At 36.5% G+C, this 12,689-nt stretch carries 10 protein-coding genes; 7 read left to right on the top strand and 3 right to left on the bottom strand.

Annotated features, from left to right (window positions below; translation table 11 throughout):
• Positions 1–445: 445 nt before the first annotated feature.
• From nhaC to iadA, 3 genes are read left to right on the top strand one after another with little or no spacing between them, the layout of a single operon-like run.
• Entirely contained in the window at positions 446–1,738 is a 1,293-nt protein-coding gene (gene nhaC / locus HMPREF9225_RS08815) for a Na+/H+ antiporter NhaC (RefSeq protein ID WP_008902600.1), read from the top strand.
• Entirely contained in the window at positions 1,723–1,887 is a 165-nt protein-coding gene (locus HMPREF9225_RS10525) for a hypothetical protein (RefSeq protein WP_008902599.1), read from the top strand. Before nhaC ends, HMPREF9225_RS10525 begins: the two co-directional genes overlap by 16 nt.
• The gene (gene iadA, locus HMPREF9225_RS08810) at positions 1,887–3,014 is read left to right on the top strand and encodes a beta-aspartyl-peptidase (RefSeq protein WP_008902598.1); all 1,128 of its coding nucleotides are present in this window, start codon (positions 1,887–1,889) and stop codon (positions 3,012–3,014) included. Before HMPREF9225_RS10525 ends, iadA begins: the two co-directional genes overlap by 1 nt.
• 138 nt (positions 3,015–3,152) lie before the next feature.
• On the opposite strand, the gene HMPREF9225_RS08805 is transcribed toward iadA, so the two are convergent.
• The gene (locus HMPREF9225_RS08805) at positions 3,153–4,271 is read right to left on the bottom strand and encodes a hypothetical protein (protein ID WP_008902597.1); all 1,119 of its coding nucleotides are present in this window, start codon (positions 4,269–4,271) and stop codon (positions 3,153–3,155) included.
• 87 nt (positions 4,272–4,358) lie between these two features.
• Between HMPREF9225_RS08805 and HMPREF9225_RS08800 the strand changes: the two genes are divergently transcribed.
• A complete protein-coding gene (locus HMPREF9225_RS08800; RefSeq protein ID WP_008902596.1) occupies positions 4,359–4,958 on the top strand; it encodes a glutathione S-transferase family protein in 600 nt (199 codons plus the stop codon).
• Between the two features lie 586 nt (positions 4,959–5,544).
• Entirely contained in the window at positions 5,545–6,261 is a 717-nt protein-coding gene (locus tag HMPREF9225_RS08790; protein WP_008902595.1) for a type I pantothenate kinase, read from the top strand.
• A gap of 24 nt (positions 6,262–6,285) precedes the next feature.
• Here HMPREF9225_RS08790 and HMPREF9225_RS08785 read toward each other — a convergent pair whose 3' ends face one another.
• Together HMPREF9225_RS08785 and HMPREF9225_RS08780 are read right to left on the bottom strand one after the other, a co-directional pair.
• Positions 6,286–7,980 carry a zinc ribbon domain-containing protein gene (locus HMPREF9225_RS08785; RefSeq protein ID WP_008902594.1) on the bottom strand — a complete coding sequence of 565 codons (1,695 nt, stop codon included), beginning with the start codon at positions 7,978–7,980 and terminating at the stop codon, positions 6,286–6,288.
• 146 nt (positions 7,981–8,126) lie between these two features.
• Complete coding sequence (locus HMPREF9225_RS08780) at positions 8,127–9,458, bottom strand: sodium-dependent transporter (RefSeq protein WP_040551479.1); 1,332 nt, start codon at positions 9,456–9,458, stop codon at positions 8,127–8,129.
• A gap of 206 nt (positions 9,459–9,664) precedes the next feature.
• On the opposite strand from HMPREF9225_RS08780, the gene ftsH reads away from it, so the two are divergent.
• Both ftsH and HMPREF9225_RS08770 read left to right on the top strand, forming a co-directional pair.
• Positions 9,665–11,503 carry an ATP-dependent zinc metalloprotease FtsH gene (ftsH, locus tag HMPREF9225_RS08775; protein ID WP_141553745.1) on the top strand — a complete coding sequence of 613 codons (1,839 nt, stop codon included), beginning with the start codon at positions 9,665–9,667 and terminating at the stop codon, positions 11,501–11,503.
• On the top strand, positions 11,496–12,356 hold the full coding sequence (locus tag HMPREF9225_RS08770; protein WP_008902590.1) for a fumarylacetoacetate hydrolase family protein: 861 nt from the start codon (positions 11,496–11,498) through the stop codon (positions 12,354–12,356). The genes ftsH and HMPREF9225_RS08770 overlap by 8 nt, the downstream gene beginning before the upstream one ends.
• Positions 12,357–12,689 lie beyond the last annotated feature (333 nt).

Below are 12,689 nucleotides of genomic sequence, written 5' to 3'. Positions count from 1 at the left end.
ACCTGTGTTGGTGAAGGTTTTCTCAGTAATGGGATTGTGAATAAGGATTCTATGTGATAGGTTGGAGAAAGGTTTTGCATCTACTAATATAAAAAATATAGGAATGGATAGTCTTTTTTATTGGAATCTAGTAACTTATATAGCGGAGCATTGCGAATGCTGATTTGTAGAACTCGACTGCCTTTAAGTGCGAATGTATTAATTTTTAATTCTATGTTAATATCTTTTTCGATTACAACACCTATTACCTAAAAAATAATTTTTTATTTAAAACCCATTTCTAAAAAAATAATAACGCTTAAATCTAATTACTTTTAAGAAATTTTTATTTTTTCTAAAATTCAACTTAAAAATACCTGTACTTCATCTTTATAACATATTGACGCGAACTAAGTTTAAATTATATAATATACTCTAGTTTAAAAATTTTTTACAGGAGGCTATTATGGAAAATAAAAAACTTAAACCAACTACTTTACAAGCGGTATCACCACTAGCTGTAATGATTATTCTTCTTACAGTAGGAGTGGGTATCTTCAAGCTAAGAGCGGAACCTATTATTCTAATCTGTGCTAGTTTTGCAGCGATAATCGCAATGAGACTCGGCTACACTTGGGAAGAATTACAAAAAGGGATCATCGAGAAGATTGCATCAGCACTTCCAGCTACACTTATCTTGTGGTCAGTAGGTTTACTTATCGGATCTTGGATGTTTTCAGGTACAGTACCTATGATAATCTACTACGGAGTTGATCTAATCAATCCAAGATTTATTTATATTTCTGCATTTTTAATTACCGCAGTTCTATCCACTGTTACAGGTACATCTTGGGGATCTGCAGGTACTATCGGTGTTGCAATCATGGGTATTGCTCAAGGACTTGGCATGAGCCTTCCTATTACAGCAGGAGCTGTAGTAGCAGGATCATACTTTGGAGATAAATTATCACCATTTTCTGACACCACTAACTTGGCACCACTTGCAGCAGGTTCAGAACTATATGAACATATAAAACACATGCTCTACACCACTGTTCCAGCAGCAATAGTTTCCCTTGCAGTTTACTTAATCGTAGGTCTATCTACTAAATCATCAACAGTGACTACAGAATCAGTAAATATAATTCAAGGACAACTATCAGGAATATATCACTGGAGTATTCTATTACTACTTCCTGTAGTTATCATGCTTGTTGGATCAGTTTTAAAATTTCCAACTCTTCCAACCATGGTTGTGAACTCACTAGTATCTGTAGTTATAGGAGTATTTGTTCAAGGATTTACACTTAAGAATGGATTTATCTCCATGATCAACGGCTTCAATGTAACTATGACAAACTTTGACGGAGAAATTTTAAAAGATATAACCACATTAATAAATAGAGGTGGAGCAGTATCTATGACTACCACCACTGTACTTGTATTCTGTTCTATGGGATTTGCAGGGATCATGTCCACATCAGGCATGCTTGATGTAGTTCTAGAAGCAATTCTAAAGAGAGTGAAGACCACATTTGGAGTTATCATCTCAACTATCGCATCTTGCTTCACAGTTGCCTTTGTAACAGGTAACTCATACCTTTCAATCCTAATTCCAGGAGAACTATTTAGCAAGATTTATCTAGAAAGAAATCTACATCCTAAGAACCTTTCAAGAACCCTTGAAGACTCAGGTACAGTACTAGTTCCACTTATCCCTTGGTCAGCAGCAGGAGAGCATACATGGCAGCGACTTTAGGCGTAGAAACTTTGTCATACTTACCATGGGCAGTGCTTAACTATATGGGAATCGTATTTGCTATAATTTTAGCATTAACGGGTATAGGAATTACTAAGATAACAGAAGAAGAAAAAGAAAAGTTTTTACAAGAAATGGGAGAAAAATAATGTTTTTAATAGAAAATGCTAAGATTGTCGGCGAAGAAGGTCTTAAAAATATATTAGTAGCCGGCGGAAAGATCGAAAAAATATTCGAAGGAAGCTGTGACTATCCAGTTGATGAAAAATACGATGCAGCTGGCAAGACCATCATCCCTGGACTTATTGACCAACACATTCACATCACTGGCGGTGGTGGAGAAGGCGGATTTAACACGAGAGTTCCAGAACTTGGACTTTCAAAATTAATCGAAGCAGGAATCACAACAGTAGTTGGACTTCTTGGAACCGATTCAGAAACTAGAAGCGTAGAAAATCTAGTGGCAAAATCACTTGCCCTTACCAAAGAAGGGATAAAAACCTACTCACTTACAGGTTCTTACGCATATCCAAGTCCAACAATCACCGGATCAGTTAAGACCGACATCGTATTTATAGATCAACTAATCGGGGTTAAGATTGCTGCAAACGACCATAGAGATTCATGTCTTGACTACAAAGAACTTCAAAGAATTGGAGCAGAAGCAAGAGTAGCAGGGATGATTTCTGGCAAGAGCGGTCATGTAACCATCCACATGGGCGGAGGAAAATTCCTATTTGGTCAAATAAATGACGCACTAGAACATTCCAACCTACCAATTACAATCTTTAGACCAACCCACGTAAATAGGGACGACAAACTATTTGAAGAAGCACTTGATTTTGCAGAAAGAGGCGGATACATCGATATAACATCTGGCATGAGTAGAAAATTAACCGATGCAAAAGCATATCAAAAGGCAAAAGAAAGAAATGTGCTAGATAGAATCACATACTCATCAGACGGATTCGGATCTTGGTCAAACTATGACAAAGAAGGAAATCTTGTAGAAATTGGATATTCACCAGTTGATACAGGTATCAAAGCTATAAAAGAAATAGTAGAGTCAGGAGAAAAACTAGAAGACGCAATCAAACCATTCACATCAAATGTAGCAAAAGTTTTGAAACTCGATAGAGAAGTGGGATATGTAAAAGAAGGATATCTTGCAAATCTAGTTGCATTAAATGATGATTTGGAAATCGAAACAGTAATCTCCGAAGGTCAAGTGATGATGAAGGACAAAAAGATATTAAAAAAAGGAACCTACGAATAAAATTAATTAAAGATAAAGGCGGCAGAGATGTCGTCTTTTTTGTTTGTTTATTAAATTATTATAATTTTGAAATTTTATAAAATAATTTTGTAGATTTATAAGAGACCAATAAAAAAGGAATGGTCTCCCATTCCATTTTTATTCAATCGATTTTCTATCCGCCACTTCATCGATCTTATCCATTATCTCAAATGCGGCTTTCATATGTGAAGGATAGATATACTTATCTTCCATCTTCTCAATTCTTTTCCTAATCTTTTTCCCATCTTTTCCTTCCAGAATCCTATTTCTTGCATAGTTTAGGATTTCTACATGGAGCACGTATTTATTTTTTAAATACTTCTTTAAGCTCTTATCTTTCAATAACTCTTCTGCCCGCTCCACACTTCCTTCAATTAAATAGATGGTGGTAAGAGTTGTTTTGACCATAAATTCAAAGGTCATATTCATTTTTGCTTTTCCGAGAAGTTTTTCGTCGATGAATTTTGCCTCTTCAAACTCCATTTTATAGAATCTATCTTCCATCCTATTTATAAATATCCCTTGGATAAATGTCTTGGAAAGATCTGCTTCGTCGATATTCAAGCTAGTCTCTTCGACTTCCTTGCAATTTATTATATCCTCTTCGTCGTTTAAAATTTTATGGAGAGCTATTCTTTCTTCTAAATCATTTTTCAAGTAAAAGATATTTGCTCCATCGTTACTTATAACTTTAAGTGGAACTAGGTTTCCTATTCCAATGTAGATTCCTACTATTGCAAATATTTCTAAAAGTCCTGTTATAGCTGGGTTTAGGTTATAGGTTTTAAAGATTATTATCGAAATAAATGAAACTATTAAATTTAAAAGTCCGCCACCGAGGTTATAGATTACCACAGGATAATCTCCGTCTTTCATCTCTGGTGGAACCATAATGCACTGTCCACCTGTGCCTGGGACTGTTAACTTTCTAATCTTAAATCCGTTATCTGTTCTTACAAGGGTAGTAGAGCCTATTCGAAAGTATAAAAATCTATAGCCAGTTATAAATCCTCCGATCATGTGACCAGCTTCGTGGAATATTATGTGGATCATGACTACTAAGTAGATTGATAAAAATACCACCGCAAACCAAAAGATATTGTTGAGAAGTACACTTTCTAAAACTATAAATTCCTTTGCGTAGCTTACTATCTGCCCGGAGGCGAATCCTATAAAAAATGCTGCAACTAAAAATGCTACTATTGTAAATATATTTTCTAATGTTTTTCTATTCATATTTCTCCTTTTATGTAAAAACGATTAAATAATTTTTCCATGGGTATGTATCTAAAGATAAATTAAATTATAATATTAGGAGGTCCCATGAAACTATATTATACGCCGAAGAGTTGCTCCATCGCAAGTTGGATTGCTTTAGAATGGGTAGGTGCAGATTACGAAGTTGAGAAGGCAGACACAAAATCTGAAGAATATAGAAAGATAAACCCAGCTGGAACTGTACCTGCTTTATACATTGGAGACGGAAAGATATTAACAGAAAACACTGCTATTTTAAAATATATAGCAGATACCCATAGAGAAAAGAACCTAGGCGCCGACGAAGGTTTATTAGAGGAGTTTAAATACAACAAACTTTCTTCGTTTTTAAATGGATTCCATTCAGCGTTTGGTCCATACTACGTACCGGAAAGATTCACCGTTGCAACAGATGAGATCTCGATAGGAAATGTTTTAAAAGCAGCATACATTTCGATAGACAATGTGATGAAAAGTCTGGATAATATGCTTGAAGGGAAGGATTATCTCTATAATAATAAGAGAAGCGTACTTGATGCGTATGCCTATGTAATGGTGAGATGGACCGACGATTTTGAAAAGTCCTGGAAAGATTATCCAAATGTGAAAAGATTTGTAGAAAATTTGGAAAAGGATGAAGCGGTTAAGACCGCTTATAGGGGATAGATAAAGAATTTTCTAAAAAGCCTAACGGCATGGAAGCTGGTAGCTTCCGCTACAATGTAGTTATGTGGGTATTCTAATAGTTTTCTCGATGAAGACTGTCACCCTGAGCGAGGAAATTTATTTCCGAGTCGAATGGGTATAACCCTGGTGAGGTTAAGAATGGGTGAAATATTTGACAAGACTAGATTAGATATATCTTATACCCATTCGACTTCAGAGCCTAGCGGCTCTTCCGCTCAGGGTGACTGTAGTTGGGAAGTTAGTATAGACCTCGGTTGTGGAAGTAAAATGCTTCCGCTACAATGCAGTTATGTGGGTATTCTAATAGTTTTCTCGATGAAGACTGTCACCCTGAGCGAGGAAATTTATTTCCGAGTCGAACGGGTATAACCCTGGTGAGGTTAAGAATGGGGGAATTATTTGACAAGACTAGGTTAAATAGAGCTTATACCCATTCGACTTCAGAGCCTAGCGGCTCTTCCGCTCAGGGTGACTGTAGTTGGGAGGATATTTATATTAAACATAACTTTACATATTAAAAGAGCAACACAACTTTTAAAATTATAATAAAACAAAGGAGATTGTTTTGAACATTAAGAGTCAAGAAGAAATTCTAAATATCATTAAAAATATCGAAAAAAGACCGATAATAATCGGTGTGACTGGACGAGTTTCCATAGGCAAGAGCACCTTTGCAGGAGAGCTTCACGATCTATTAAAAGAAAATGGATACTCTTCAAATATTCTATCCACAGATCATTTTCTCTACAGCAACAGGGATTTAGAATCGAAAAAGATCGAAGATCCTCGCGGCTTTCCAAAGAGTTATGATTCGGATAAGTTTAAAGATGCTCTTTTAAATATTAAAAATAATAAGAATGTAGAGCATCCCGTATATTCCCACACCACCTACGATATTTTAGATGAGGTTCAAACCTACACTGTGTGCGATATAAATATTGTGGAGGGTGTAAATATTTTTTATAACAATAGGGACGAGGTTTCATTCCAAGACTTTTACGATTTAGTTTTCTTTCTTGATACGGACAAGGAAAATACTTGGAACTGGTACTTAAAGCGAGTTCATTTTCACATCGATGAGTGCCATGACGAGGATAATTTTTTCTATCCTTTTAAGAGCATGAGTGATGAAGATATTGAAAGGGAATCTAAGAAATACTGGGATGGTATCAATGATTTAAATGATGTGAAATTTATAGAGCCGACGAAATCTCTATCCGATTATGTGGTAAATTTCGACTCTAATCATGAGATTATAAGTATTGAAAAGGTAAAAAAATAAGAGGTCAGTTGACCTCTTTTATTTTTATATTAGAAATGATCTGGTTAAGAAATCCACCAATAGAAATAGTATCTTCATGAGCATTTCAAATAGTATAAATGGCACTAGGTACCAGCCGATGAAATCTATCTTATCTTTTCCTATTCTATCTTTGTAGAGACTTGTAGCTATAAATGTGGTTGCAAGGAATAGGATAATGGTTGGTAGTATTCCCGGTGTGATGGATTCGAGGATTGTGAAGTGGAATATTCCGCCGATTGGGTTTATTATATAGAGCACAAACACAAGCACTTGGCATACTGCCCAGTTGACGAATGATTTTTGATTCACTTCTTCCTGATCCGTTACAAAAGAAACCTTATTTGTTGCAATATCTAGTGGATAGTAGTGTTCTGCAAGGGTTAGAAGAATTCTAAGAAGTGGTAGTACAAAGATTGCGATGGATACCTTGCGCACAGCAAGCATAACCGCAAGTACATTTAGTAGATAAACTATACCTATGATTCCATTTCTTAGTCCTTTGTCGTTGAAGTTTAGTCTATTTTCAAGTTTAAATAGAAATCCCTTAGCCTTGTCATCTATATTTTCGATGGCTTCCTTTGCTTCTTCTTTATTAATAGGAAGTTCTTTCTTAGAAGCATCCTTTTTTATAGGTTTAACCTTTTTTACCTTAGGCTTATCTTTTTTATCTGATTTAAAAGATTTGAAGAAGGAGAATAGAGATTTTTCTTTCTTTTCATCTTCTACATAAATGTCTGGATTTTCCTTTAAGGCGCGGTTAACTTCGTTGAAAAATTCCTTTGAAGAGATATGTTTTAGATCTTTCTCTTCGATTTTTTCTTCTTTAGTTTCTTGTGATTCTTTTTTAGATTTTTCTTCAATTTCAGATCTCTTTATTTCTCTGAAATCTCTAGTGTCTTTTTGAACCTTTGAATCTTTTTTATCTATCTTTTCTGTTTTTTCTATTTTTTCAGTTTTTTCAGACTTTGGCTCAGTCTTGGATTCTTTCTTAACAGATTCAGCTTTATTGAAATTATCTTTATTATCCTTAGTAGAATCTTCTGATTTTTCCGCTTCTTTAAGTCTAGCTTCTATCTCAGCCTTTGGTATGGACATAGTATCTTCGATATTAACCGGTGGGATATCAGTCAAAGTCATATTGATGTCTTCTTTGTTTGGAGATTTTTCAAATATAGAAAATTCATCTTCTTCGTTGATAAAATCCATAAATCTTTCTTTTAGAGATTTGGATTTTTTCTTAGGTTCATTTTCTAAATCTTTATTTAATTCTTTTGGCTTAGATTTTTTAGAACTTTTAGATTTTGCAGTTTCTTCGATTCTTTCATCTTTTTTAGCCTTTTCAGATTCTGCTTTTTTCCTAGCTTCCTCTTCTGAAGCTTTAAGCTTTCTGTCTATCTCTTCGCGAAGTTTCTTTTCTTCAGCCAAGGTCTTTTCAGAAGCCTTTGTAAAGTTTTCGATATTATTTTTTACAGTCTCATCGACCTGTTTAATAATTTCTTTAAGCTCTTTTGTATTTTCAATGGAATCTATATTTTTAATGGGCTTAAAAACGATTGTTTTGTCTTTAGAATCCCCAATATTATCTATGCCATTGTCCTCAGATACGATTTTTACTTTTACATTTTTCAGATTTTTTCCGCAAATCTTACAGTAATTGTCCTTCGGATCTACTTTATTTCCGCAGTTTGGGCAAAACAAATTATCACACCCCTTTTAAAATATTATAACACAAAGTCACATTTATTCACTAAAATAAAATGAAGAGTGTGGAATTTTTAATTAAATCTTATATAATTTCAAAAAAAAGAATAGGCGAACCTATTCTTAAAAATAATTTTAAAATTTTAGCCTATTGCACCCCAGAATATTCCGATTAAGTAAACCGCTAGGGAGATGCCCACATAGACATACTTAATCCATGTGTAGATAAGCTCGTTTTCTCCAACTTTTCTGCCTGTGCCTTTAAATATTTCTCTAATTGCAAATTCCTTATCGAGTACCCATCCAAAGATGATGGCTGCAAGAAGTGCGCCTAGTGGTATGACATAGATTGATACAGCATCCATCCATGCACCTAGCACATCGCCGTTTTCGATTCCAATTCCAACTACAAAACCTATAATTAATATAATCATGGTTGCGGTCTTTCTACCAATGCCAAATCTTTCTTCTAGCATTTCAACGGGAGTTTCATATAGGTTTATAAGAGAACTTATTCCTGCAAATAGTACTGCGATGAAGAATATCACTGAGAATATTCTGCCTCCTACCATGGATTTAAAAATGGATGGCATGATTATAAACATAAGTGGTGGTCCACCTGCAGCTTCCACTTGAAATGCGTAGATTGCAGGGATGATTACAATTGCTGCAAGCATTGCCGCGATGGTGTCGAAAGTCGCAGTCCATTTTGCAGAGTATGGAATATTATCTTCGTCACTTAGGTATGAACCGTAGACTACAGTTCCAGATCCTGCTAGTGATAGAGAAAAGAATGCTTGTCCCAGTCCGTAGATCCAAATTTGCGGATCTTTAAGTTCAGAAAAATCTGGAGAGAATAAAAATCTATATCCTTCTTGTGATCCGGAAAGCATAGCAACTTTTATGGCGAGGATTATGAAGAATAGAAAAAATGCCGGCATCATTACCTTGTTTACTTTTTCTATTCCAGAGCCGATTCCGTAGGACATGATGACTATGCAGATAATGATTGCAACTGCATGCCAAATAAGTGAACCATATGGACCTGCAATGGCACCGAAGTATGCACCTGAGTCCGATGCGTCTATCATGGATCCAGTAATTGATCCTACTAAAAATCTGATGATCCATCCTACTACAACTGTGTATCCAATTGCAATTGCAAAGGAACCTACAACGGGGATAAGTCCTATGTATTTACCAATCTTAGAGCCACGCATCTGTGTTGCTTTTAAGAATGCACCCCTGGGACCGGATTTAAGTCCACGACCGAGAGCCATCTCTTCTATTATTCCTGAATATCCAATTACGATTACAAAAAATATATATGGAATTAAAAATGTAAATCCGCCGAACTTGTGAACTCTAATTGGAAACATCCAAATATTTCCCATGCCCACAGCCGAGCCGATACATGCGAGGATGAATCCCCATTGACTTCTAAATGAATCTCTCTTCTTATTTTTTTCTGTCATGTTTTTAGGTTGGGCTAACCCTTCCTCTTTCACCCCTTTTATTAGTTAATGAATTAAAATAATTTAAAGACTATTATACCACCTAAATAACCTCTATTCAAATGATATTATTCTGGGTATATTTAAGGTGAAAAATATTTTAAATAAATTTCATAGCATATAAAGGTAAAATAAGGTAAAATATAATAAATACTAAATGAGGTGATATTATCAAAAAAGACAACAGAGTAAACAAGTTTAAACTTGCTTACTATATAATCGCGGTGGTAGCAATACTTGCCGTACCTCTCTTTATAAGACCATACTTCAATGGTCCACAAGAGGAGAAGATAAACAATGTAGACTACGTTACATTTGCGAGATACTTAAAAGATGAAAAGGTAAAGGAAGTTGAAGTCAAAGATAGAGAAATCAACTTCACCCTTAAGACAGATGGGAAAAATGTAATCAACAAAACCATCAGAATGGAAGATCCATTCCTAGCAAACAGACTTATAGAATCTGGAGCTAAGACGGACAGAGTATTCCCAGCGCAACTAAATCCTATCCTTGGAAATATCATCTACATGGTTTCCATGGTGGTGCTATTTGTAGTCATGGGACAGCTCCTATCTCGAACTCTATTTAAAAAATTCGGAGATGGTGGAGTAGGTCCGATGAGTTTCGGCAAGAGCAATGCAAAAATATATGTAAAGAGTACAGACGGAATAACCTTCGACAATGTGGAAGGACAAGATGAAGCCAAGGAAGCCTTGAAAGAATTGGTAGACTTCCTACACTCTCCAAAGAAATATACAGATATCGGAGCGAAACTTCCAAAGGGAGCTCTACTAGTAGGACCTCCTGGAACAGGTAAGACACTCCTTGCTCAAGCGGTGGCAGGAGAGGCGAATGTGCCATTCTTCTCCATATCAGGTTCTGAATTCGTAGAGATGTTCGTAGGACTTGGTGCTGCAAAGGTAAGAGATCTATTTAAACAAGCTCAAGAAAAAGCACCTTGTATCGTGTTTATCGACGAAATAGACACCATCGGTAAGAAGAGGGATGGAGCAGGATTCTCTGGCAACGACGAAAGGGAACAAACATTAAACCAACTTCTATCAGAGATGGATGGATTCGATTCCAAGCTTGGAGTAGTAATCCTTGCGGCGACAAATAGACCAGACTCATTAGATCCAGCGTTACTAAGACCAGGTAGATTTGACAGAAGAATACCAGTGGAACTTCCAGACTTAGTGGGAAGAGAAAAAATCTTAAAACTTCACGCCAAGAAGGTGAGAAGAGAAGCAAGCATTGACTACAAACAAATTGCCCTTGCAACAGCAGGCGCATCTGGGGCAGACCTTGCAAACATGATTAACGAAGCGGCACTAAGAGCCGTAAGACAAGGCAGAACTGCCATGACTCAAAAGGATATAGAAGAATCTGTTGAAGTTGTACTAGCAGGTTACGAAAGAAAGAATGCGGTAATCTCTTCAAAGGAAAAGGAAATTATTTCATATCACGAAGTTGGCCACGCACTAGTGGCAGCAAAACAAAGCAGCTCCGCACCAGTACACAAGATAACCATAGTTCCGCGTACATCAGGAGCATTGGGATACACCATGCAGGTTGACGAAGAAGAGAAATTCCTAATGTCAAAAGAAGAACTCTTCAACAAGATCGTAACCTTGACAGGAGGACGCTCAGCAGAAGAACTCATCTTTGGAGTAGCAACCACAGGAGCAAGTAACGACATCGAACAGGCAACCAAGATCGCAAAATCCATGATCACAAGATTTGGAATGAGCGAAGAATTTGGATTTGTAGCAATGGCAGAAGTAAACAACAGATACCTCGGTGGAGATGCAACTATGACCGTAAGCGACAAGACTGCCTACGACATAGACCTAGCGGTTAAGAAACTCATAGAAGCAGCCCACATGAAGGCGATAGACATATTAAAAGAAAATATAAACGCACTTCACGAAATAGCAAACTATCTATTGACAAGAGAAACCATAACCGGCGAAGAATTTATGGAGATTTTGAAAAAGTATGAGTGATTATATATCCTACGAATCTAATGGTGAGAAGAGCTTCGGCATACTGGATGGAGAATATATCTATGATTTAGGCGGACTCTACGGACAGGACAGTCTCATTAAATTTATAGAAATGGACGAACTTCAAAGAAGCAAAATAGACAAAATAGAAACCATCTATAGAATAGAGAGAAAATCTATAAACGAAGTAAAAGTATTGCCACCGATAGAAAATCCGAGAAGGGGAATATTCTGCGTCGCCAAAAATTACTTGGACCATGCAGTAGAAATAAAAGAACTTGGAGATGAAATTCCAAAGTCACCGATATTTTTTACCAAGAATATAGACAGGATCATCGGAACAGGAGATACTCTAAACATAGAAGAAGCACCGACTGACTGTGCTGACTACGAAGGGGAACTGGCGCTGATAATAAAGAATAAGTGCAAAGACTTAAAACCCTACGAAGTATGGGAAAATATCTTGGGATTCACAGTAGCAAATGACTTCTCCGCAAGAGAATTACAGACGAAATTCGGACAATGGACCAAGGGCAAGAGCCTCGATAGATTCCTAGCAATGGGACCAATCGTAAAAGAACTCTCCAAGAGAGAAGTGGAAAATCTATCCCTAAAGACCTGGGTCAACGGAGAACTAAGACAGGATTCAAACACCAGTAGATTCATCTTCAACATAGAAAAGATCCTCGTAGATCTATCCATGGGCATGACACTATTCCCAGGAGATATAATACTCACAGGTACACCATCAGGAGTAGGCGCAGGATTTAACCCGCCAAAATATTTAAAATCGGGAGATAAAGTAGAGATAGAAATAGAAAAGATAGGTAGATTAGTGAATTATATAAAATAGAAAAATGAATTTAAAAGAACCTTGATTGAATGAAACCAAGGTTCTTTTTTTGTGACTTGATTCGATTTTTGTAGCGGAACCTACCAGCTTCCACAGCCGAAGGCTACATTATCCTCCCAACTGCAGTCACCCTGAGCGAGGAAATTTATTTCCGAGTCGAACGGGTAGTTGCTGTATTTAACCAAGTCTAGGCAAGTGAAATCATCCGCACATAATCCCACCAGGGTTATACCCATTCGACTCCAATGACTCAGCCTTTGGCTTCGTCATTTCCGCTCAGGGTGACTGTCTTCCTTGAGGATTATAAAGAGAATACCTTCCCAACTGCAGTCG

The organism is Peptoniphilus duerdenii ATCC BAA-1640, assembly GCF_000146345.1.
In the GTDB taxonomy this organism is placed as follows: domain Bacteria; phylum Bacillota; class Clostridia; order Tissierellales; family Peptoniphilaceae; genus Peptoniphilus_B; species Peptoniphilus_B duerdenii.
Note: the sequence above shows the minus strand (reverse complement) of the source record. Positions and strands in the feature narration are given on the sequence as shown.